Here is a 23270-nt window from a genome sequence, read left to right on the forward strand (position 1 = left end):
GCTGGAGCGTGCGCAACGATTATCTCAACTATCGTGCGACGCTCCGCGTCGCATGCCGTTCTGGACGCTCTGCGTCCTCTTTTAACCCTCAAGCCCGCTGCGATTCGGCCTCTTCGTGGGCGTGGCGCAGGCGTTCGCGGCTGTTGGTCAGGTGCAGGCGCATGGCAGCGCGGGCCGCATCGGAGTCCTGGCGGGCGATGGCTTCGAAGATTTCTTCGTGCTCGCGGCTCAGGCGGTCCATGTAGTGCTGTTGATCATCATGGGCCAGACGCGCCGAATTCAGCCGTGTACGCGGAATGATACTGGTGCCCAGATGGGTCATGATGTCGGTGAAGTAGCGGTTGCCGGTCGACAGCGCAATCTGCAGATGGAACTGGAAGTCAGACGCCACCGCATCAGTCGCATGCGCAGCGCTTTCGTTCAGTGCGTCCAGCGCCGCGCGCATCGCTGCAAGCTGCTCATCACTGCGACGCTGAGCTGCCAGCCCCGCCGACTCGACTTCCAGGCTGATACGCAATTCAAGAATCGCCAGCACATCACGCAAGGTGACGATGGTCGCCGGATCGATGCGAAAGCCGCTCGGGCTCGGCGTGTCCAGCACAAAGGTGCCGATCCCGTGACGAGTCTCGACCAGACCGGAGGCCTGCAAGCGCGAGATCGCCTCGCGCACCACCGTGCGGCTGACGCCCTGCTCTTCCATGATCGCGGATTCAGTGGGCAGTTTATCGCCACGCTTGAGCTGACCGCTGCGAATACGCTCGGATAACTCAGTCACCAACTCCTGCGCGAGGCTGCGGTGTTTTCTACGGGCGCGGGGTGGAGCGCTTTGATTTTCCATCCAACATCGATCTCTGGACTGCTAAACAAGGGCTAATCATAGCTCAGCGGTTAGGTGATCACACCCTCAAAGCAGCGCCGGCCCGACAGAATCAGCTTCAAACCGCTCCAGACGCCGCCTGTTCGATCAATTTGCCGTCCTCGACGCGCACATGCCGGTTATGGAAGCGCTTGAGACTGCTGCGGTGTCCGATGCTGAGCAATGTCAGGCCGGGCAGCCCGTCGATGATGGCTCGGTGCATGGCGGCCTCGTCTTCTTCGTCCATGGCCGAAGTGGCTTCATCCATGTACAGCCAGCGCGGCGCCACCAACAAGGCTCGAGCGAACGCCATCCGCTGCTGCTCGCCTGGCGACAGAAAGCGCTGCCAGTGATTGCTTTCATCCAGACGCGGAATCAAATGCTCCAGCCGACACTTTTTCAGCGCGTCGGCAAAGCGCTCCGGCGAATAGTGATCTGCTGACTGTGGATAACTCATCGCCTCAAGCAACGTGCCAATCGGTAGATAAGGCCGTTGCGGCAAAAACAATACGGGCTCTGCCGGTAAGCGAATCTGACCTGAGCCGTGCGGCCACAATCCGCCCAGCGCTCTCAGCAATGAGCTTTTGCCACTGCCCGAACGACCGCTGAGCATGACCCGCTCACCTGCGGCGATGTGCAAGTCAGCCTCGCTGAGCAGTTGTCGACCGCCCGCAATGCTCAGGCCCAGATTGCGCAGGTCCAGCGCATCGTCGGCGTGAACCCGTTCGATGGCGGGCTGCTGCGCTTCATGGTCGGTCAGCGCCTGGCGGAAACTCAGCAGACGGTCACAGGTAGCGCGCCACGACGCCAGCGTGCTGTAGGCGCTGATGAACCAGCTGAAGTTCTCCTGCACGTTGCCGAATGCCGAGTTGATCTGCATCAGGTCACCCAGCTCGATCTTGCCCGCGAAATACCGCGGCGCAGCGACGATAAAGGGAAAGATCAGGGCAATCTGCGAATAGCCGGAGGTAAAAAAGGTCAGCCGCTTCTGGACTTTCATCGAGGCCCGAAAGTTATTCCAAATCATCGAAAACCGCCCGCTCAGGCGCTGGTTTTCGTTGCGCTCACCCTCGGACAAGGCAATGCTTTCGGCGTTTTCCCGCACACGCACCAAGGCAAAACGCAGGTCTGCCTCGTAACGTTCCTGCTGGTTGTTCAGCGGGATAAGGCGCTTGCCGATCCAGTGCGTCAGCAGGCTGCCGACCATGGCATAAAGCATGGCCGCCCAGAACATGTAGCCAGGGATCGTGATACCGAACAGTTCGATGCTGCCCGACACGCCCCAGAGAATGACCGAGAACGAAACCAGGCTGACGACCGAGCTCATCAGGCCAAGCCCCAGGCTCAGGGTACTGGTGGTGAACTCATTGAGGTCTTCGGACAGACGCTGGTCAGGGTTATCGGTGTAACCGCCCTGCTCCAGGTGGTAGTAATTCTTGTGCTCGAGCCAGCGGGCGAAATGCTGCTCGGTCAGCCAGCGGCGCCAGCGAATGGTCAGTAGTTGCGTCAGGTACAGGCGATACACCGCCGCCAGAATGGCGATGGCGGCAATGCCGCTGAAGTACAGGATCAGGTGGGTGAACGCCGCCAGATCCTTGTTTTGCAGGGTGTTGTAAAAGTCCCGGTACCAACTGTTGAACAGGACCGAAACCTGCACGCTGAACAGCGACAGGGCAATCACCGAGACCAGCAACAGCCAGGCAATGGTCTTTTCTTCGCTGCGCCAATACGGCGTTATCAGCTTCCATACACGGGGGAAAAACGCCCCTTTCACAGTATCGTTGACGGCAGAATATTCAGCATTGCGATTCATGTGGGTCAGGCTCGCTCTCTTTGAACGTACGATGCCTGAGCACAATGAAGCAAAAAAACGCCTACACGACCACTATGAAAAAACCTTCATCAACGTCTGACGGGGCGCTTCTGCAACTTGCGCTGCAAGGTCCGGCGGTGCATGCCGAGCGCCCGCGCGGTCGCTGAAATATTGCCTTCGTGCTCGGTCAGCACGCGCTGAATGTGCTCCCACTGCAAGCGGTCCACCGACATCGGATTCTCGGGCACCAGCGTGTCGAGGTTGGCGTGCTCGGACAGCAAGGCCGCCAGCACGTCGTCGGCATCCGCCGGCTTGCACAGGTAATTGCACGCGCCGCGCTTGATGGCCTCGACCGCCGTGGCGATGCTCGAATAACCGGTGAGAATCACCACGCGCATGTCCGGGTCCATTTCCAGCAGTTTGGGCAGCAGCACCAGACCGGAATCGCCATCCATTTTCAGGTCCAGCGCGGCGTATTCAGGAATGTCCTGCTGCGCCAGTGCCAGGCCCTCTTCAGCGGAACCTGCGGTGCTCACGCGAAAACCGCGACGGCTCATGGCCCTCGCCATCACACGGGTGAATGTCGCGTCGTCATCGACCAGCAACAGGTGCGGCAGCTCTTCGCCTTCTACCTGGATGTCATCGTCACTCATGCTTCTTCTCCTCGTGTTTCTCGGGGCAGGCGCAGCTCGGTGAGCGTACCGCCTTCTTCATGACTGTAGAGCTTTACCGAGCCACCCGCACGGGTGACGCTGGCCTTGCTCAGGAACAGACCCAGGCCGAAACCTTTGCCTTTGGTAGTAAAGAACGGTTTGCCGATCTGCTCGGCAATGGCCAGCGGCACACCTGCGCCGTGGTCACGAATGCTGATGCAAACCTCTGCACTGTCCCAGTTCAGGTTGACTTCCAGACCATCGGGGCAGGCGTCGGCGGCATTGTTGAGCAGGTTGAGCAGCGCCTGGGTCAGGTCTGGCGGCGGTGCCAGCATGGGCAAATCGCCCTTGCCCAACTGATAGAAGCGGTAACTCACTTCCGGGCGCATCAAGTGCCAACGGTTAAGCGACTCGTCCAGCCAGCGGGTGGCGGGCTGCTGCTCCACGGCCATGCGCCGATTGGCTTCGGCGGCACGCACCAGTTGCTGGAGGGTCTGCTTGCACTGTTTGACCTGCTCCTGCAGCACCGACAGGTCTTCCTGCAATGCAGGGTCGCTGTGGTCCTGGCGCATTTCCTTGAGCAATACGCTCATGGTCGCCAACGGTGTACCCAGTTCATGCGCCGCGCCTGCGGCCTGGGTGGCGACGGCGAGCAACTGTTGATCGCGCAGGCCCTCCTCCCGACGCTCGGCACGCAGTTGCTCCTGACGACGCAGCTCTTCGGCCATCTTTGCCGCAAAAAAGGTGATGACCGACGCCGCCAGCGCAAAACTCAGCCACATGCCATACACCTGCATGTTTTCACGGGCAATCGAGTCGGTTTCCAGCGGGTATGAACGAACCATCAGCAGGGTGTACATGGTCAGCGCAAAGCCGGACAAAATCAGCGAGTAGCGCCACGGCAAGGTCGCCGCAGCAATGGTCAACGGCACCAGGTAATAGGAAACGAACGGGTTGGCCGAGCCGCCCGAGTAGTACAGCAATGCACTGTGGATCAGCAGATCGAGCGCCAGTTGCAAGGCGTATTCAAGCTCGGTGAGCGGCAGCGACGTGCGCAGACGGATGACGGTCAGCCCGCACAGCACCAGCGAGCAGCCCAGGGTGATCGACAGCTGCGGCCATGGCAGGGGCAGAAAGTCGAACAACCACGCCATGCCGACCGAACCTGCTTGCGCGGCCAGCACCAGAATACGGATGAATGTCAGGCGCCACAGGTTTTGCCGTGTGGCCGAAAGCATTTGAACGGGGGCGAGCATGGGCTCTCCTGATGAGTGCTCCAGGCGGATCGCAGCGAGTATAACCAAGCGCGAGGCAAAACTGGAAAAGTGCGTCAACGCGCCACACACCCGAGCAGTCCGTCATCGCAGGGACCGGGCCAAAGCGCTACAGTCAGAACACTTTGCGCCGCCCGACACTTGTCGGCTGGCCGTTTGATAACAAGGAGCCTTCATGTTCAATCTTCGCCCTGCTGCCACGCTCGTCGCGCTGGCCGCTGCCCTGTCCAGCCTGCCGGCGCTGGCTGAAGAAGCCCGCTACAACCAGATTTCCCTGCGTGCGGAGGTCAATCAGGAAGTCCAGCGCGACCTGATGCTCGTCACCCTTTATACCGAAGCGCAGGACAGCGACCCGGCCAAACTGGCGGCGCAGATCACTGAAACGCTGAATAAGGCGCTGGGCCAGGCGCGGCAGGTCAAGGATGTGAAGATCCGTCAGGGCAGCCGCAACAGCTACCCGGTTTACGACGACAAAGGGCAGAAGATCACCGGCTGGCGTGAACGCGCCGAGCTACGCCTCGAAAGCGCAGACTTTGCGGTGCTGTCCAAACTGACCGGCGAACTGCTGACAGACCTGAAAATGGGCGGCATGGACTTTTCGATCTCGCCATCGACCCGCAAGACCAGCGAAGACGCGCTGCTCAAGGACGCCGTAACAGCCTTCAAGGCGCGGGCACAGTTGGTGACAGAGGCGCTGGGCGGCACGGGCTACAAGCTGGTCAACCTGAACCTCAACACCTCGGGCTACCCGCAGCCGTATCTGCGTGCACCGGTCATGATGATGGCAAAATCCTCGCGTGATGAGTCGGCACCGACGCCCGATGTCGAAGCCGGCACCAGCCAGGTCAGCGTTGCGGCCGATGGCGTGATCGAAGTCGCGATTCCTTGATTCGCAGGGCGGCAGTTTCGACTGCCGCCAACTTCCCACACCCCTCCTCTTGATACCCCTCTGCGCCTCGGCAACCTCCTACGTTTGCTGGCGTGTCGTCTGATTGGCGACAAGCCTCCCAGTCCGCGAAACTACCCACTCACTTTGCATACCACCGCCCTGACCGAGCGATACGGCCAGCGCGCCTTTACCCACAAGGAATCAAGGATGAATCCCTCGGACAGCACTTCCGAACGCTTTGCCGCTGACACTGACCAGGCTATGAAGACAAACGCCGAGCCGCTGCCCAGCCCCTTACGATTTGAGGCCGGAAAAGGCGACGAACACACACATACGCACGGCGCTATCGAGGCGGTTCTCGAATCTGCCGGTTTCAGGCATGAAGAAATCCGCGCGATCTATTTCGGCAACTGGTTGCGCGATTATTCGCAGCTGCTGGACCCAAAAATCGTCCGGGCGACGACCATGCCCAAGAGCTTTCCGGACCTGCTGTCCCGCCAGGCGCTGACCCGCATCGTGGATGTGCTGGCGGTGAAAGAGTTCACCGATCTGATGCAGATAGACCGCTCGCGTTTTGTCGTGACACCGGAGCGACTTGGTGTCTATAGCCCCGGTGAACACATCGACAATCCGAGGACCATCAATCCCGAACCGGCCAACCCCAAAGAGCGCGACGCCGACTTTGACGACTGGCTACAGCCCGATGACCCGGCCTTGCAGGTCGATCATGACACCTCGATGAAGCGTTACATCCAGCGCTCGGTGGACATCATGGTCGCTGGCCTGGAGTCGGCGGTAAACGCAGGTCCACAATCCACTGACGGTCTGCGGGACATGGGCGCAGCGCTGCATATTCTCGAAGACTTCTTCGCCCACTCCAACTTCGTCGAGCTGAGCCTGATCAAGCTCGGCCATACCCGTGTGCTGCCCTGGACGTCCAAGGCAAACTGCAAGCACCCGTTGCCATTGGTGACCGGCACGTTCGGCGGCAGCGATATCATCGCCAGCCTCGCAGCCCCGCTGGGCAATATTCTGTTCTCGCCAGACGACAAGCCGTTCGAGGCGTTCAAAGCCGGCGAACGTTATGAGCGCGACCAGATTCTCCTGATCATACTCGGCGAGCACCCGGATCAGAATCTGCTTGCGGGCTACGAGGCGTTCCTCGAAGCGCGCGATCAATGGGCCAGCTTGCCGTTCTCCGAACAGGTCGAAAAGTTCTACGCATTCATCGGTACGCCGGGGCGATTGCTTGGCAATGCGTTTGGTATCGCCATGCAAAGTCTGGCCGTCTGGCTGGGCAACAGCGTCGATGATCTGCAAACTCTGCTCGACGAAGATCCCAATACCAGCGGCTCGACCGACCCGTCACATTCGCAACTGGCCAAGGATCACGCGCAGCACCCGTTGCATGTACTCGCCGCAACCCTCGCCCGAAAAGCCGTGCTGCAAGTGGGTCAGGCCATACTGGGCCAATGGCACGGCAAAGAGGGTGCGGAGTATCCGGCTCGCGTTGCCGCACGGTTTTTCACTCACCCGATGGACTGTGACTGGCAGGACGCTGTCGTCCGTGAATGGGCCGAGGCAAATCCCCAGCAGGTCCGGCGGGCTGCGCTCAAGAGCGAGCTGGACCAGACCCGGACCCAATTGCAGAGCCACGCGAAGAAAGACTTGCAGCGTTTCAGCCAGGACAGCAGCAACTTTCTGAACGTATTTTTTGAAAGCACCTCGTTGGCGGACTTGTGGGCGAGAGTGACCGGCAAGTAAGTGTATTGTCCGACCCCGACCAAGTACGGCACTATCCGTTGCCTATCTGATTGTCGATATTCAAGCACGGTTATTGCCGTACCACGCGAGGGATCCATGGGACACACACTCTTCAAACCGCTGCTGCTGACGACCGCGCTGCTGGCCTGCGCACCACTGGCACAGGCGGCAAGCACGCTGGTGTATTGCTCGGAAGCCAGCCCGGCAGGTTTCGACCCCAGCCAGTACACCAGCGGTACGGACTTCGATGCCTCGGCCGAGACCGTCTTCAACCGCCTGACCCAGTTCAAGCGCGGCGGCACCGAAGTAGAACCTGGCCTGGCGACGCGCTGGGATGTTTCGCCGGACGGCCTGACATACACCTTCCACCTGCGCGACGGCGTGAAGTTCCACACCACGGACTATTTCACCCCGACCCGTACGTTCAATGCCGATGACGTGCTGTTCACGTTCAACCGTCTGCTCGACGCCAACCACCCGTTCCGCAAGGCCTATCCGTCGGAGTCGCCGTACTTTACCGACATGGGCCTGAACACCACGATCAAGAGCGTCGATAAAGTCGATGCGCAGACCGTCAGGTTCACGCTGAACAACACCGATGCCGCGTTCGTGCAGAACCTGGCCATGAGCTTTGCTTCCATTCAGTCCGCCGAATACGCGGACAAGCTGCTCAAGGAGGGCAAGGCCGATGAACTGAACCAGAAGCCGATCGGCACCGGGCCGTTCGTGTTCAAGCGCTACCAGAAGGACTCGCAGATCCGGTACACCGGCAATACCGAGTACTGGAAGCCCGAGGACGTGAAAATCGACAATCTGATCTTCTCGATCAGCAGCGATGCCGCTGTGCGCATGCAGAAGCTCAAGGCCGGCGAGTGCCAGGTCAGCGGCTACCCACGCCCGCAGGACATCGAAGAGATGAAAAAGGACCCTAAACTGAAGGTCCTCAGCCAGGCAGGTTTCAACCTGGGGTTCCTGGCCTACAACGTTACCCATGCGCCACTGGACCAGCTCAAGGTGCGTCAGGCACTGGACATGGCCATCGACAAGCCGGCGATCATCAAGGCGGTGTACCAGAGCGCTGGCCAGTTGGCTGAAAACGCCCTGCCGCCTGGTCAGTGGAGCTATGACCCGACCATCAAGGACGCACCTTACGACCCGACCAAGGCCAGGCAGTTGCTCAAGGAAGCAGGCGTGGCACCGGGTACGAAGATTGATCTGTGGGCCATGACAGTCCAGCGCGCCTCCAACCCCAACGCACGCATGTCGGCCCAGATGATCCAGTCGGATTGGGACAAGATCGGCATCAAGGCCAACATCGTCAGTTACGAGTGGGGCGAGTACATCAAGCGCGCCAAAGCAGGCGAGCATGACGCGATGATCTACGGCTGGACCGGTGACAACGGCGATCCTGACAACTGGCTCGGCGTGCTTTACAGCTGTGCAGCCGTCAAGGGCAGCAACTACGCCAAATGGTGCGACCCCGCCTACGACAAGCTGGTGCAGCAGGCCAAGCTCACCACCAGCCGCGATGAACGCATCAAGCTCTATCAACAGGCCCAGCACATTCTCAAGCAGCAAGTGCCGATTACGCCTATTGCCAACTCGAAGGTGTTCCAGCCAATGCGTCAGGAAGTGCAGGATTTCAATATCAGCCCGTTCGGCCTCACACCGTTTTATGGGGTGAGCCTGAGCAAGTGAAGTAACACCAGCGCTCAACGCGGCTCCAACCGGGTGCATTTTTCTCACCCGGTTGCGCCCTAATGGTGCGCAATACGTTTCGAAATGCGTCACGCAAACGATCAACTGCATGGAAAATTACACTTTCGCGACATTCTTGTACGATCGTGCCACTCTTTGTCGCTTCTTTGGCGTCACTGTCTTGCTTTGGGTATGGCCCCTGCATAAGTATCGGACGGATCGGCTCACGAGGTCGTTCCCTCTAATCAAAAATGACAACAACTGAGGCAACCATGCTCAAACACGCGGTCATTCCGTTTCTGGTCGGCGCCAGCTTGCTCGCCAGCGCACCTTTCGCCCACGCAGCATCGAACCTGGTGTTCTGCTCCGAGGGCAGCCCTGCCGGCTTCGATCCGGGTCAATACACCACAGGTACCGATTTCGACGCCTCGGCCGAGACCATCTTCAACCGTTTGAGCCAGTTTGAGCGTGGCGGCACCGCCGTTGTGCCAGGCCTGGCAACAAAATGGGACATCTCGGAAGACGGCCTGACGTACACCTTCCATTTGCGTGAAGGCGTCAAGTTCCACACCACGTCCTATTTCAAGCCGACTCGTGAATTCAATGCCGATGATGTGCTGTTCACGTTCAATCGCATGATCGACAAGGACATGCCTTACCGCAAAGCGTATCCGACCGAATTCCCGTACTTCACTGACATGGCGATGGACACCAACATCACCAAGATCGAAAAAGTCGACGACCACACCGTCAAGTTCGTCCTTGGCAAAGTGGATGCCGCGTTCATCCAGAACATGGCCATGAGCTTCGCGTCTGTTCAGTCTGCTGAATATGCCGCTCAATTGCTCAAGGAAGGCAAGCCGGAACTGATCAACCAGCAGCCGATCGGCACGGGTCCGTTCGTGTTCAAGAGCTATCAGAAAGATTCCAACATCCGTTACACCGGCAACAAGGATTACTGGAAGCCTGAGGACGTCAAAGTCGACAACCTGATCTTCGCCATCACCACCGACGCTTCGGTGCGCATGCAGAAGCTCAAGAAAAACGAATGCCAGATCACCGCTTACCCGCGTCCTGCCGACCTCGAATCCCTCAAGGCCGACAAGAACCTGAAGATGCCGGATCAGGCTGGCTTCAACCTGGGTTACATCGCCTATAACGTAATGCCCGAGATCAAGGGCGAAAATCGACCGAACCCGCTGGCTCAGCTGAAAGTGCGTCAGGCACTGGACATGGCAGTCAACAAGCAGCAGATCATCGACTCGGTCTATCAGGGTGCAGGTCAATTAGCGGTCAACGCCATGCCGCCGACCCAGTGGTCTTACGACACGACCATCAAGGACGCCAAGTACGATCCCGAGAAGGCTCGCCAACTGCTCAAGGAAGCGGGCATCAAGGAAGGCACCGAAATTACCCTTTGGGCAATGCCGGTTCAGCGTCCTTACAACCCCAACGCCAAACTGATGGCTGAAATGCTCCAGGCCGACTGGAAGAAGATCGGTATCAGCGCCAAGATCGTCAGCTATGAATGGGGCGAGTACATCAAGCGCGCCAAGAATGGTGAAAACGGCGCCATGCTGATTGGCTGGAGCGGCGACAACGGTGACCCGGACAACTGGCTCGGCACCCTGTTCGGCTGCGACGCACTGAATGGCAACAACTTTGCCAAGTGGTGCGACAAGCCTTTCGACACGCTGATCCATCAGGCAAAACAAACGCCTGATCAGGCCAAGCGCACCGAACTGTACAAACAGGCGCAACACCTCCTGAAAGACGCAGTGCCGATGACGCCTATCGCGCACTCGACTGTCTACCAACCCATGCGCACCAGCGTGCAGGACTTCAAGATCAGCCCGTTTGGCTTGAATTCCTTCTACGGTGTCAGCGTGAAGTAACAGCGGTTTGACTGCGCTGCTCTTGCGGCGCAGTTCCCGCTCTACCTGAGCAAGAGACCTGTTGATTAGTTGAAAAGTGTCCTTATCGGCACTCTTCAGCTATCACTAAGAGATTTCCTACGCACTTTGCATCCTGCGAGCCTATATACCGCGCGCTCCTGACGAATTACCGTCCTGAGCTGGCGGCAACTGGCAGGAAGCCAGCCGCCCCGCAACCGTTGTAAATCAATGTGTGCGGACAGGCTGTTCGGAAATCTTTTTCGGGTTGGCGGTTTTGGGCCAGTCAGACATTCGAGCCTTGGCTCGTCCTTTTAAGGATAGGGATCATCATGCGTAAAACTCTTGCGATGACGTCATGCCTCGGGCTTTTGGCCCTGGCCCCTTTTGCCCAGGCGGCAAGCAATCTGGTGTTCTGCTCGGAAGCGAGTCCTGCGGGCTTTGACGGCGCGCAATACACCTCATCTACCGATAACGACGCATCAGAGCCGATCTACAACCGCCTGACCGAATTCAAGCAGGGCGACACCTCGGTGGTGCCTGCGCTGGCGACCTCATGGGATGTTTCAGAGGACGGTCTGACCTACACGTTTCATCTGCGCGAAGGCGTGAAGTTTCACAGCAACAAGAACTTCACCCCCAGCCGTGATTTCAATGCCGACGACGTGGTCTTCACGTTCAATCGCATGCTCAAACCCGACCACCCGTTTCGCATCGCTTACCCGACCGAGTTCCCCTACTTCACCAGTATGGGCCTGAACAAGAAGATCAAGTCCGTCGAGAAGACCGGCCCACTGACCGTGGTGTTCACCCTCAACACGGTAGATGCCGCGTTCATCCAGAATATCGCAATGAACTTCGCCGGCATTCTGTCCGCCGAGTACGCCGAACAACTGATGGCCAAAGGTGATGTGCGCGACATCAATCAACAGCCTATCGGTACCGGGCCGTTCGTGTTTCAGCGCTACCAGAAGGACTCGCAGATTCGTTACAAGGGCAACAAGGAGTTTTGGGACCCGAGTCGGGTGAAGATCGATCAACTGATCTTCGCCATCGTGACCGATGCCTCGGCGCGCATGCAGAAGCTCAAGGCCAACGAGTGCCAGGTCTCGGTCAACCCGCGCCCGGCAGACCTCGCCAAGCTCAAGGAAGACAAAAGCCTGCAGATCATCGAGAAGCCGGGTTTCAACCTCGGTTACATCTCCTACAACGTGCGTCACGAGCCGTTGGGCAAGCTGGAAGTGCGTCAGGCGCTGGACATGGCAGTCAACAAGAAAGCCATCATCAACGCGGTTTACCAGGGCGCGGGGCAACTGGCGGTCAACGCCATGCCGCCGACCCAGTGGTCCTATGACGACAGCATCAAGGACGCCCCTTACGATCCGGAAAAAGCCAAGGCCATGCTGCGTGCCGCCGGCATCAAGGAAGGCACTGAACTGACCCTCTGGGCCATGCCGGTGCAGCGCCCTTACAACCCCAATGCCAAACTGATGGCCGAAATGCTCCAGGCCGACTGGGCCAAGGTGGGCATCAAGGTCAAGATCGTCAGTTACGAATGGGGTGAGTACCTCAAGCGCACCAAGAACGGCGAGCATGATATTTCGCTGATCGGCTGGACGGGCGACAACGGTGACCCGGACAACTGGCTCGGCACGCTGTACAGCTGCGCGGCCATTGGCGGTAACAACTACTCGATGTGGTGTGACGAGAAATACGACCAACTGGTCAAGGCGGCGGTCGCGACCACTGACCGCGAGAAACGCACCGACCTTTACAAACAGGCGCAGCGCTACCTCAAGGAACAAGTGCCGATTACCCCGGTTGCCCACTCCACGGTCAATCAGCCGTTGCGCGCCGAAGTCAGGGACTTCCACGTCAGCCCGTTTGGCCGCAACAACTTTTCGGGCGTGAGCATCGCCGACTGATCAGAACTCAAGCTTGTCCTCGCCGCCTTGCGGGGTGGCGAGCGCCAGCACTTGCGCATTGCTAACAACGCAGGGCCTCAAGCCCTGCATAACCAAAAGCCAGACTTCAAAGAACTGGCAACTATAAAAGTGATAAAGGGAGCTGCACATCGTGAAAAAAACAAGCACTGCGTTATTGGCCTTATCTCTCTCATCGTTTGGCGCGCTGGTTCACGCAGAGCCCGCCAGCCAGACATTCGTACCGACCGGGCTGAGTACCAAGAACGCGCAGGCCGAAGCCAACGGCTTCTTTGAAGACCAACACCTGACAGGGACAACCCGTAACTGGTACGCCAACGAACTCAAGCGTCGCGACGAGGTTTTTCGCTACAACGATAACGGCATCCCTGAGCAGACTTCGCGCCGTATCAACTGGCAGCAGGGCACTATCGTCAATTACAGCTCGGGCTTCACTCAGGGCGTAGTCGGCTTCTCCACCGAACTGGCGCTGTACAACGCCATTGCGCTGGATCGTGACACCGATGACTTCGCTGGCAACTCCAACCGTACCCTGGCCCACAGCGACGGCGATGCCGTTGGTCAGTGGAGCAAAATGGGGCTGGGCAACGTCAAGGCCCGTGTTTCCAACACCGTGCTGACCATGGGCCGCCAGTCGGTGAACACGCCGGTCATTGCCTTCATCGGCAACCGCGCACTGCCGTCCAGCTTCCAGGGTTTTGCCGTACAGAGCGACGAGTTCAACAACCTGTCCCTGCAGGGCGGCAGTTTCGATCGCGTATCGCCACGCATGGAACAGAGCCTGGACAAGTTCCGCTCCGAGTACGGTGATCGCAGCAAGACTGCCGACCGTCTGGACATGTTCGGTGGTGACTACAAGCCGACCGACAGCCTGACTGCCAGCTTCTATGCGTCGAACCTGGAAGATTTCTGGCACCAGTACTACTTCGCGTTCACCCACGAACTGGGCGACAGCAAGGTCTTCGCGCTGAGCACCAACCTGAACTACTACAAGACCAAGGATGCGGGTCAGAGCAAACTGGGCGCAATCGACAACGATACCTACAGCCTTTCCTTCACCGGCACGCACAACGCGCACAGCGTCAGCCTTGCCTACCAGGAAGTGAACGGTAACGAATACTTCGACTACGCCCACGACACCAACGCGATCTTCCTGGCCAACTCCCTGCTCTCGGACTTCAACGGCCCGAACGAGAAATCCCTGCAGATCGCTTACGTGCTGAACATGGCCGAATACGGCGTGCCGGGCCTTAAGTTCAACATCTACCAGGCGCGCGGCTGGGACATAGACGGTACGCATTACAAAGGCACCGGTTACACCGACGTGCTGGCAATGGACGGCGAAACACACTACGAGTACGGCATAGGTTCGTCCTACTCGGTGCAGTCCGGCCCGCTCAAGGCCACCGCTATTCGCGCAACCTACACCACGCACCGCGCCAGCGAGAATCAGGCTGATGGCAACATCAACGAATTCCGTCTGGTGACCACCATCCCGTTCAACATTCTTTAACGTGTTGAAACCGCTCTGACGCAAGGCAGCAGCCCGGCGTCAGGGCGACCGCCATCGGCGTCAAATCTACGGAGGGTTACCCATGAAAATGTTATCGCTACGCAACTCGATCGCCCTGGCCCTGCTCAGCGTTGCCGTCAGTGTTTCGGCAAAACCCCTGGTGGTCTGCACTGAAGCCAGCCCTGAAGGCTTCGACATGGTGCAATACACGACTGCGGTCACCGCCGATGCCGTGGCTGAAACCGTGTTCAACCGCCTGGCAGATTTCAAACCGGGCACCACTGAAGTTATTCCCGCCCTGGCTGACTCCTGGGAGATCAGCGAAGACGGCCTGACCTACACCTTCCACCTGCGTAAAGGCGTCAAGTTTCACACCACCGACTACTTCAAACCGACCCGCGACATGAACGCCGACGATGTGCTCTGGAGTTTTCAGCGTCAGCTGGACCCGAAACACCCGTGGCACGACAAGTCGAGTGTCGGCTTCCCCTACTTTGAAAGCATGGGCTTCAAAGAGCTGCTCAAAAGCGTCGAGAAAACTGACGACTACACCGTCAAGTTCACCCTGACCCGCCGCGAAGCACCGTTTCTGGCCGACGTGGCCATGGCCTTCGCCTCGATCTACCCGGCTGAATACGCTGACCAGTTGTTGAAAGCCAACAAGACCAACGACCTGAACAGCAAGCCGATCGGCACCGGGCCGTTCATCTTCCAGCGCTATGCGAAAGATGCACAGGTACGCTTCAAGGCCAACCCGGAGTACTTCCGTGGTACGCCGCCGTCCGAAGCCCTGATTCTGGCCATCGCCACCGACAACAACGTGCGCCTGCAGAAACTCAAGGCCAACGAATGTCAGATAGCGCTGTATCCCAAGCCTGACGATGTACCGAGCATCAAAAAAGACCCGAATCTGAAAATCGATGAAATGGAGGCGATGACCACCGGCTATATCGCCATCAACACGACGCACAAGTATTTGAGCGATGTGCGGGTGCGCAAAGCCATTGATATGACGTTCGACAAGAACGCGTATGTGAACGCCGTGTTCGGCAAGGGCAATGCGCTGGTGGCCGTCAATCCGTATCCGCCTACCCTGCTGGGTTACAACAACAGCTTGAAGAACCCGCCGGTTGACCTGGACAAGGCACGCGCCTTGCTGAAGGAAGCAGGCGTGCCTGAAGGCACCACGTTCACCCTGTTCACCCGCAACGGCGGTGGCCCTACCAACCCCAACCCGATGCTCGGCGCGCAGATGATGCAGTCGGACCTGGCCAAAATCGGCATCAAGATCGACATTCGCGTCATGGAATGGGGCGAAATGCTCAAACGCGCCAAGAATGGCGAACATGACATGGTGTCTGCCGGCTGGGCGGGCGACAATGGCGACCCGGACAACTTCCTGACCCCGATGCTGAGTTGCGAAGCGGCGAAAAACGGCGAGAACTATGCACGCTGGTGCAATGCCGATTTCCAGACGCTGATCGACAAGGCTCGTGAAACAGTGAACCCCCAGGAGCGTGCAGCGCTCTATGAGCAGGCTCAGGCAATATTCAACAAGGACCAACCGTGGATCAGCATGGCTCATACCAGAATGTTCACGGCCATGCGCAACAACGTAGAGGGCTATCAGATCAGCCCGCTCACCACTAATAACTTCGCCACTACCCGGGTGAAGTAGAAAAACAATCCGGCGGGCTCATAACCCGAGACTCGCCGGAATACGCCTAACCGGCTGATGAGGTACACACCAAGATGTTTAGTTTTATCGCCCGCCGAGTGGGGTTGCTGATACCCACTTTCTTCGGCATCACCTTGTTGACGTTCGCACTGATTCGTCTGATTCCGGGCGACCCGGTCGAAGTCATGATGGGTGAACGCCGGGTCGATCCGGAAATGCACGCTCAGGCCATGGAACGTCTTGGCCTGAACAAACCGCTGTATGCCCAGTACATCGATTACATCGGCAAGCTCGCCCAGGGCGATCTCGGTGAATCGTTGCGTACGCGCACCAGTGTCTGGAGCGAATTCACCTCGCTGTTCCCGGCAACCCTGGAGTTGTCGCTGGCAGCACTGATTTTCGCAGGCATCCTCGGCTTGCTGGCTGGCGTCATCGCCGCACTCAAGCGAGGGTCCCTGTTCGATCATGGGGTCATGGGCATTTCCCTGGCCGGCTATTCCATGCCGATCTTCTGGTGGGGCCTGATCCTCATCATGTTCTTCTCGGTATCACTGGGCTGGACCCCGGTTTCCGGGCGCATCGACCTGCTGTACGACATCCCGCCGGTCACCGGCTTCATGTTGATCGACACCCTGCTCAGCGACGAGCAAGGCGCGTTTCTCGATGCCCTGCATCACCTGATTCTTCCGGCCATCGTGCTGGGCACCATCCCGCTGGCGGTAATCGCCCGGATGACCCGCTCCTCGATGCTTGAAGTGCTGCGTGAAGACTACGTGCGTACCGCCCGGGCCAAAGGCCTGTCACCTGCTCGTGTAGTGTTTGTACACGGCCTGCGCAACGCACTGATTCCGGTGTTGACCGTGTTCGGCCTGCAAATCGGTACATTGCTGGCCGGTGCGGTACTGACCGAAACGATCTTCTCCTGGCCGGGTATCGGCAAGTGGCTGATCGAAGCCATCGGCGCACGGGACTATCCGGTCGTGCAAAACGGCATTCTGCTGATCGCCTGTCTGGTGATCCTGGTCAACTTCGTGGTGGATATCCTCTACGGCTTTGCCAACCCACGCATTCGTCACCAGCGCTGAGATCATCGATATGAGCACCCCTACTCCTGCGGTAGCAGTCGATCAAAGCCTGCTTTACCCATCCCCGTACAAAGAATTCTGGCAAGCGTTCTCCAAGAACAAAGGCGCGGTTGCCGGCCTGCTGTTCATGATCCTGATCGTGTTCTGCGCCCTGTTTGCCCCTTGGGTTGCGCCACATGACCCGAGCGAGCAATACCGTGACTTCCTGCTGACCCCTCCGGTGTGGCTCGAAGGCGGTCAATGGCAGTTCCTGCTTGGCACCGACGAACTGGGCCGCGATCTGCTCTCGCGCCTGATTCAAGGCTCGCGCCTGTCGCTGCTGATCGGTCTGGCATCGGTGGTCATGTCATTGATCCCCGGTATTTTTCTGGGGCTGCTGGCGGGCTTCTTCCCGCGCATACTCGGCCCTTCGGTCATGCGCCTGATGGACATCATGCTGGCACTGCCGTCGCTGCTGCTGGCGGTCGCCATCGTGGCCATTCTCGGCCCTGGCCTGATCAACACCGTGATCGCGATCGCCATCGTGTCGCTGCCGTCCTATGTTCGTCTGACCCGCGCTGCGGTAATGGGTGAGCTGAACCGCGACTACGTGACCGCTGCGCGTCTGGCCGGCGCAACCTTGCCGCGCCTGATGTTCATCACCGTGTTGCCCAACTGCATGGCACCGCTGATCGTTCAGGCAACCCTGAGTTTTTCCTCGGCCATTCTCGACGCCGCAGCGCTGGGCTTTCTGGGCCTTGGCGTACAACCGCCGACGCCTGAGTGGGGCACCATGCTCGCCTCGGCCCGCGACTACATCGAACGTGCCTGGTGGGTCGTGAGCCTGCCCGGTCTGACCATTTTGCTCAGCGTGCTGGCAATCAACTTGATGGGCGACGGTCTGCGCGATGCGCTGGACCCGAAACTCAAGAACGCCGCCTGAGGAGATTCGCATGTCACTTCTTGAAATCAAGAATCTCAACGTCCGCTTCGGCGACGCCAAGGCCGTACCTGTTGTGGACGGCCTGTCCCTGAGCGTAGACAGGGGCGAAGTACTGGCCATCGTTGGCGAATCGGGTTCCGGTAAATCCGTGACCATGATGGCGCTGATGGGGCTGATCGATTCCCCGGGCATCATCACCGCCGACGCGCTCAATTTCGACGGCAATGACCTGCTCAAGCTCAACTCCCGGCAGCGCCGCCGCATCATTGGCAAAGACCTGGCGATGGTTTTCCAGGACCCGATGACCGCGCTGAACCCCAGCTACACCGTGGGTTTCCAGATCGAGGAAGTTTTGCGCCAGCACCTGAACATGTCAGGCAAGGCAGCACGCCAGCGTGCGCTGGAGCTGCTGGAAAAGGTCGAAATTCCTGGCGCTGCCGCGCGTTTGAATGCCTACCCGCACCAACTGTCGGGCGGCATGAGCCAGCGTGTGGCGATTGCCATGGCCATCGCCGGCGAGCCCAAGCTGCTGATTGCCGACGAACCGACCACCGCGCTGGACGTGACCATTCAGGCGCAGATCATGGACCTGCTGCTGAGCCTGCAAAAAGAGCAGGACATGGCGCTGGTGCTGATCACGCACGACCTGGCTGTGGTGGCTGAAACCGCGCAGCGTGTGTGCGTGATGTACGCCGGTCAAGCTGTTGAAGTGGGTCAGGTGCCAGGGCTGTTCGACGTCCCCGGCCACCCGTACAGCGAGGCTCTGCTGGCCGCCATTCCCGAGCACAGCATGGGCGCTGAACGCCTCGCCACGCTGCCGGGCATGGTCCCGGGCCGCTACGACCGTCCGCAAGGCTGCCTGCTGTCGCCGCGCTGCCCGTATGTGCGCGACAACTGCCGGACCGAACGTCCCGGCCTGGACCCCAAGGCGCATAGCCTGGCGCGCTGCTTTTATCCCTTGAATCAGGAGGTGGCGTAATGAGCGTCGTACTTACCGCCCGCGACCTTACCCGTCACTACGAAGTTTCTCGCGGCCTGTTCAAAGGCACCGCGTTGGTGCGCGCGCTCAACGGCGTGTCCTTCGAGCTGGAAGCCGGCAAGACTCTGGCGGTGGTCGGCGAGTCCGGCTGCGGCAAATCGACCCTGGCCCGCGCCCTGACGCTGATTGAAGAGCCGTCCTCCGGCTCGCTGAAAATCGCCGGCCAGGAAGTGACCGGGGCAAGCAAGTCCGAGCGCAAGCAATTGCGCAAAGACGTGCAGATGGTTTTCCAGAGCCCTTACGCCTCACTCAACCCACGCCAGAAAGTCGGTGACCAGCTCGGCGAGCCGCTGTTGATCAACACCAAACTGTCGGCAGCGGAACGCCGTGAGAAGGTGCAGGCAATGATGGCTCAAGTCGGTTTGCGCCCCGAGCACTACCAGCGCTACCCGCACATGTTTTCCGGTGGTCAGCGTCAGCGTATCGCCTTGGCGCGGGCGATGATGCTGCAGCCCAAAGTGCTGGTGGCCGACGAGCCCACCTCGGCACTGGACGTGTCGATTCAGGCCCAGGTGCTGAACCTGTTCATGGACCTGCAGCAGGAATTCAACACCGCCTACGTGTTCATCTCCCACAACCTGTCGGTGGTGCGTCATGTCGCTGATACGGTATTGGTGATGTACCTGGGGCGACCTGCGGAAATGGGTCCCAAGGAAGAGATCTACAACCGCCCGTTGCATCCTTACACCCAGGCCCTGCTCTCAGCGACCCCGACCATTCACCCGGACCCGCTCAAACCGAAGATCAAGATCGTCGGCGAGCTGCCCAACCCACTCAACCCGCCAAGCGGCTGCGCCTTCCACAAGCGCTGCCCCTACGCGACCGAGCGTTGCGCAACAGACGTCCCGGAACTGCGTCTGGTCGATAACCGCCAGGTGGCATGCCACTACGCCGAGCAGTTTGTGGCGGCTTAAGCTGGAGGCTGGAGGCTGGAGGCTGGAGGCTAGAGGCTAGAAGACTATCGTGCCCACGCTCCAGCGTGGGCACGCCGCTCTGGACGCTCCGCGTCCGATCTTCGCCAGTCAATACACATCCCGCCGATAACGCCCCTGCTCGATCAGCTCGTTGACTCTCTGCGCGCCCAGTACCTCGTGCAACACCTGATCCACCCCCGCCGCCATGCCCAGAAGACTACCGCAGATGTAAATCGCCGCGCCGTCGTCCAGCCATACGCGCAGTTCAGCAGCAGCCTCGCGCAAGCGATCCTGTACGTAGATCTTTTCCACCTGATCACGGGAGAAAGCCAGGTCCAGGCGAGCCAGGGCACCCGACTCAAGCCAGCCCTCAAGCTCGGCGCCACAATGAAAGTCATGGGCGCGATTGCGTTCACCGAACAGCAGCCAGTTGCGCGTCTGCCCTTGAGCGATGCGGGTCTTGAGCAAGCTGCGCAAGCCTGCCAGCCCTGTGCCGTTGCCCAGCAGAATCAGCGGGACAGGTTCAGCCGGCAAATGAAAGCTGCTGTTGCGACGCACGCGCAGACTGACCGTACTGTCGAGGACCGCATGTTCGGTCAGCCAGCCGGAACCCAACCCCAGACTGCCGTCAGGATGAACCTCCTGACGGACAATCAGTTGCAGGCATTCTTCCTCGGGAACAGAAGCAATCGAGTACTCACGAGCGGATATCGGCACCAGCGCATCAATCAGCGCCTGTGCATGCAACCCCACCAGATGCGCACGGTTGTGCGGCAACTGGCGGGTTGCCAGTGCCTGAGCAAGCGTTTTCTGCAGGCCCTCAACGCTGACCGTGCTCAAAGGATCAACGCCCAGACCGCGAAGGCATTGCTCGATGACCTGCGCAGCGTTGCGCGGCATCACCTCGACCAGATCACCTGCTTGCCAGCTCATCAAGCCGGGTGCCGTCAGCTCAAGCCTGAACACCTTCGAGCCACTGCTACCGGGGTTCAAATGCTCGCGACGGGCCAGCGTCCAGTTCTCGAAAACCGGTGCCTGCCAGTGGGCCAAGGGCATAGAGCCGGTCAGTTGCCCCAGTTGTTGCTGCCAATGCTGCAAAGCGGCAGGATCGGCGCTGTCCACCTCGACAGGCGCGAATAACGTACGCGCGCCCTGCTCTGCCAGCCAGTCATGCAGGCGATGGGCGAAACCACAGAAATGCTGATATTGCCGGTCGCCCAGCGCCAGCACGGCATAATCGAGGTGCTCCACTGCAAGCCGACGGCCCAGCAACTTACGCTCGAACCCCCGCGCGCTGTCCGGCGCCTCTCCCTCCCCGAACGTGCTGACGACAAACAACGCCTTGCGGCTCTGACTGAAATCTTCTTCGGTCAACTCCCCCAGACGCTTCACACGCACGGGCAAGCCTGACGCCTGCAACTGGGCCGCAGTCTGCCAGGCCAGTTGCTCGGCGAAGCCGCTCTGGCTGGCAAAGCCAATCAGCCAGGACGACGCATCTGCGCACGCATCATCCTGCACCTCGCCACGCGCACTCCTGACATCGCGCTTCTTGCGACGGCGATCCAGGTACAACAACCAGCCAGTAATAAAGAACAGCGGCATCATCAATGAGGCGCCCGTCATGATGATTCGACCCACCAGGCCAAAGTAGCTGCCGACGTGCAGCGCGTAGTTGCTGGCCAGCAGTTGCGCACCCAAACCACGCTCTGCGTAGCGCAAAACCGCACTGACCTGACCGTTGGCCGGATCAAGCGTAATACTGTTCAAGGCACGCGGATGCGGGGAGTCCTTGAGTAGATAGAACACCGTGGCAGGTTGGCCGCCGGAGGCAGGCAGGCAGGCGCAGATTATAGGCGCGCAGTTCAGGCCCGGCCGTCTTCTGGATGCTCTCCCAGACGGCTGCGTAATCGACCACCAACGGCGCGGTTTTGTTAGCCGTGACCACAGGGGCCTTGCGCTGTACTGACGGCGCATCCCCCATCAGTGTGTTCAGACCGTTGCTCACCCAGTCATACGACCAGTTCAGGCCGGTGATGGCGAACAGCAGGTAGAACAACAGGCACCAGGTGCCAAAGACCGAATGCAGGTCCCAGTTGAAACTGCGGCCCTTTTTCGCCCAGTTCAGCGTCAGCCAGACGCGCCAGTTCAAGGCATTGCGAGGCCAGCGCAGATAGAGCCCAGACAGGCAGAAGAACAGCAGAATCAGCGTACAGGCCGCTGTAACCTGCTTGCCCACCTCACCTGCGGCCAGATAACGATGCAATTGCAGGACAAAATCGAAAAACCCCTCACCCACCGCATCGCCTTTAAGCTCACCGGTATAAGGATCGAAATTGCGTTTGGGGCCGCGCCTTTCGCCCGGCTCCGGCGTGAAATACACCTGAGCGGCGCGATTGCCGAGAGTCTCGACACGCAAGATAGCCACGGTGAGCCCGGTTGCGGCCTCCAGCTTGTGGACAAGCTCGAGGGGAGGCAATGCAGCAGCGCGCTCTTCGACAAGCAGAGTGTCAGGATTGAGCACGTCGAGAATTTCGTCCTCGAACGAATACAGGGCGCCGGTGATGCCCATCAGGGCCAGCACCAGACCTGCCGTGATCCCGAAGAACCAGTGCAGTTGAAACAGGACTTTCTTCAACACGCTCGCTACTCTCACTCATATTGCGCGGCGCAATTAATGCACTGACGGCCATATCGTGTCTATCTGTAACGTGTCTGTCTGTGACGTGTTTTTTGTCACACGCCGAAAACCCCGCCTATGTGAACAAGCGGGGCAATAGCACGTATCAACTGCGCCAGCTTCCTCGCAGATCTACCAGGTAGGTATTCAGTGCATTTGCTTGGCGACTGAAATGTTCGACGCGCTCCTCGAACCCTTCGGAGGCGGGCAGTCGGCAATTGGCCAGGACCTGAGTCAGCGCCGTATGCAGTTTGCCGATTTCTCGAACGTAGTCGTTCTTGTAGACCTGAACCGATGCCAGCCCCGAAATCTGATCGCGCTTGCTCACTTCGACATCAAGTGCCGCGCGAGCCTCACCCACCGCGTCCTGCAGAGCGAGCGACTGCGCCTGCAATGTATCGCGCAGGGTAATCAGATGATCATAATCAACGGCAGCATCCAGCAGGTCCAGAATATTGGACACGCCTGCGATACCTGCCTTGATGGACCCGATCAGCGGGTTTTTGGGATCGATATCCGCCAGTGTTTCCAGCGACGCGATCAAAGGCTTCAGCTTGTCGAAAAAGCTGAGACTCTCTAGGGTCTGTTCCCGTTTCACATTGGTAGCCACAGAAAAGCGCAGGCCATTGCTATGACGCTTTCATAGTTTCTCTTGAGTTT

The 23270-nt window shown here is 59.2% G+C and carries 15 protein-coding genes and 2 pseudogenes; 11 read left to right on the plus strand and 6 right to left on the minus strand.

Annotated elements, in window-relative coordinates:
* Positions 1-88 precede the first annotated feature (88 nt).
* From DW49_RS0117480 to DW49_RS0117495, 4 genes are all read right to left on the minus strand, one after another.
* A complete protein-coding gene (locus DW49_RS0117480) occupies positions 89-838 on the minus strand; it encodes a FadR/GntR family transcriptional regulator (protein ID WP_017683138.1) in 750 nt (249 codons plus the stop codon).
* Between the two features lie 97 nt (positions 839-935).
* Positions 936-2669: an ABC transporter ATP-binding protein/permease gene (locus DW49_RS0117485; RefSeq protein ID WP_005620481.1), complete on the minus strand. Its 1734-nt coding sequence runs from the start codon at positions 2667-2669 to the stop codon at positions 936-938.
* Between the two features lie 89 nt (positions 2670-2758).
* Positions 2759-3322: a response regulator transcription factor gene (locus DW49_RS0117490; RefSeq protein ID WP_003395104.1), complete on the minus strand. Its 564-nt coding sequence runs from the start codon at positions 3320-3322 to the stop codon at positions 2759-2761.
* The gene (locus DW49_RS0117495) at positions 3319-4578 is read right to left on the minus strand and encodes an ATP-binding protein (protein WP_024420345.1); all 1260 of its coding nucleotides are present in this window, start codon (positions 4576-4578) and stop codon (positions 3319-3321) included. The genes DW49_RS0117490 and DW49_RS0117495 overlap by 4 nt, the downstream gene beginning before the upstream one ends.
* Positions 4579-4771: 193 nt before the next feature.
* Between DW49_RS0117495 and DW49_RS0117500 the strand changes: the two genes are divergently transcribed.
* The 11 genes from DW49_RS0117500 (at position 4772) to DW49_RS0117555 (ending at position 19933) form a co-directional block, all read left to right on the plus strand.
* Positions 4772-5485 (plus strand): SIMPL domain-containing protein, encoded by a 714-nt coding sequence (locus tag DW49_RS0117500; RefSeq protein WP_005620488.1) that lies wholly within the window; start codon positions 4772-4774, stop codon positions 5483-5485.
* A 207-nt stretch (positions 5486-5692) separates the two neighbouring features.
* The gene (locus DW49_RS0117505) at positions 5693-7249 is read left to right on the plus strand and encodes an HET-C-related protein (protein WP_005620490.1); all 1557 of its coding nucleotides are present in this window, start codon (positions 5693-5695) and stop codon (positions 7247-7249) included.
* Positions 7250-7345: 96 nt separating this feature from the next.
* Positions 7346-8947, plus strand: a complete 1602-nt coding sequence (locus DW49_RS0117510; RefSeq protein ID WP_005620492.1) for an ABC transporter substrate-binding protein — start codon at positions 7346-7348, stop codon at positions 8945-8947.
* 272 nt (positions 8948-9219) lie between these two features.
* Positions 9220-10842: an ABC transporter substrate-binding protein gene (locus DW49_RS0117515; protein ID WP_005620494.1), complete on the plus strand. Its 1623-nt coding sequence runs from the start codon at positions 9220-9222 to the stop codon at positions 10840-10842.
* 329 nt (positions 10843-11171) lie between these two features.
* On the plus strand, positions 11172-12764 hold the full coding sequence (locus DW49_RS0117520) for an ABC transporter substrate-binding protein (protein ID WP_005620496.1): 1593 nt from the start codon (positions 11172-11174) through the stop codon (positions 12762-12764).
* 151 nt (positions 12765-12915) lie between these two features.
* Positions 12916-14295, plus strand: coding sequence for an OprD family porin (locus DW49_RS0117530; protein WP_005620498.1), 1380 nt, complete (start codon positions 12916-12918; stop codon positions 14293-14295).
* Positions 14296-14377: 82 nt separating this feature from the next.
* Positions 14378-15973 carry an ABC transporter substrate-binding protein gene (locus DW49_RS0117535; RefSeq protein WP_005620500.1) on the plus strand — a complete coding sequence of 532 codons (1596 nt, stop codon included), beginning with the start codon at positions 14378-14380 and terminating at the stop codon, positions 15971-15973.
* 74 nt (positions 15974-16047) lie between these two features.
* Positions 16048-17058 (plus strand): ABC transporter permease subunit, encoded by a 1011-nt coding sequence (locus tag DW49_RS0117540; RefSeq protein ID WP_005620502.1) that lies wholly within the window; start codon positions 16048-16050, stop codon positions 17056-17058.
* Positions 17059-17068: 10 nt separating this feature from the next.
* Positions 17069-17980 carry an ABC transporter permease subunit gene (locus DW49_RS0117545; RefSeq protein WP_005620504.1) on the plus strand — a complete coding sequence of 304 codons (912 nt, stop codon included), beginning with the start codon at positions 17069-17071 and terminating at the stop codon, positions 17978-17980.
* A 10-nt stretch (positions 17981-17990) separates the two neighbouring features.
* Positions 17991-18959 (plus strand): ABC transporter ATP-binding protein, encoded by a 969-nt coding sequence (locus tag DW49_RS0117550; protein ID WP_005620505.1) that lies wholly within the window; start codon positions 17991-17993, stop codon positions 18957-18959.
* Positions 18959-19933 (plus strand): peptide ABC transporter ATP-binding protein, encoded by a 975-nt coding sequence (locus tag DW49_RS0117555; RefSeq protein WP_003379694.1) that lies wholly within the window; start codon positions 18959-18961, stop codon positions 19931-19933. Before DW49_RS0117550 ends, DW49_RS0117555 begins: the two co-directional genes overlap by 1 nt.
* Positions 19934-20041: 108 nt before the next feature.
* Here the strand turns inward: DW49_RS0117555 and DW49_RS01000000128515 are convergent.
* Positions 20042-22568 (minus strand): annotated as a pseudogene (locus DW49_RS01000000128515) (PepSY domain-containing protein).
* Positions 22569-22716: 148 nt separating this feature from the next.
* Positions 22717-23190 (minus strand): annotated as a pseudogene (locus DW49_RS0117565) (alpha-xenorhabdolysin family binary toxin subunit B); the annotation flags it as partial.
* Positions 23191-23270: the final 80 nt, after the last annotated feature.

It is taken from the genome of Pseudomonas avellanae BPIC 631 (assembly GCF_000444135.1).
Classification (GTDB): domain Bacteria; phylum Pseudomonadota; class Gammaproteobacteria; order Pseudomonadales; family Pseudomonadaceae; genus Aquipseudomonas; species Aquipseudomonas avellanae.

What these genes read in the sequence shown, in the direction of transcription:
- DW49_RS0117545 (WP_005620504.1), top strand. Translation starts at nt 17,069, where the DNA reads ATGAGCACCCCTACTCCTGCGGTAGCAGTCGATCAAAGCCTGCTTTAC.
- DW49_RS0117480 (WP_017683138.1), bottom strand. Translation starts at nt 838, where the DNA reads ATGGAAAATCAAAGCGCTCCACCCCGCGCCCGTAGAAAACACCGCAGC.
- DW49_RS0117490 (WP_003395104.1), bottom strand. Translation starts at nt 3,322, where the DNA reads ATGAGTGACGATGACATCCAGGTAGAAGGCGAAGAGCTGCCGCACCTG.
- DW49_RS0117485 (WP_005620481.1), bottom strand. Translation starts at nt 2,669, where the DNA reads ATGAATCGCAATGCTGAATATTCTGCCGTCAACGATACTGTGAAAGGG.
- DW49_RS0117515 (WP_005620494.1), top strand. Translation starts at nt 9,220, where the DNA reads ATGCTCAAACACGCGGTCATTCCGTTTCTGGTCGGCGCCAGCTTGCTC.
- DW49_RS0117505 (WP_005620490.1), top strand. Translation starts at nt 5,693, where the DNA reads ATGAATCCCTCGGACAGCACTTCCGAACGCTTTGCCGCTGACACTGAC.
- DW49_RS0117540 (WP_005620502.1), top strand. Translation starts at nt 16,048, where the DNA reads ATGTTTAGTTTTATCGCCCGCCGAGTGGGGTTGCTGATACCCACTTTC.
- DW49_RS0117555 (WP_003379694.1), top strand. Translation starts at nt 18,959, where the DNA reads ATGAGCGTCGTACTTACCGCCCGCGACCTTACCCGTCACTACGAAGTT.
- DW49_RS0117520 (WP_005620496.1), top strand. Translation starts at nt 11,172, where the DNA reads ATGCGTAAAACTCTTGCGATGACGTCATGCCTCGGGCTTTTGGCCCTG.
- DW49_RS0117500 (WP_005620488.1), top strand. Translation starts at nt 4,772, where the DNA reads ATGTTCAATCTTCGCCCTGCTGCCACGCTCGTCGCGCTGGCCGCTGCC.
- DW49_RS0117510 (WP_005620492.1), top strand. Translation starts at nt 7,346, where the DNA reads ATGGGACACACACTCTTCAAACCGCTGCTGCTGACGACCGCGCTGCTG.
- DW49_RS0117550 (WP_005620505.1), top strand. Translation starts at nt 17,991, where the DNA reads ATGTCACTTCTTGAAATCAAGAATCTCAACGTCCGCTTCGGCGACGCC.
- DW49_RS0117495 (WP_024420345.1), bottom strand. Translation starts at nt 4,578, where the DNA reads ATGCTCGCCCCCGTTCAAATGCTTTCGGCCACACGGCAAAACCTGTGG.
- DW49_RS0117535 (WP_005620500.1), top strand. Translation starts at nt 14,378, where the DNA reads ATGAAAATGTTATCGCTACGCAACTCGATCGCCCTGGCCCTGCTCAGC.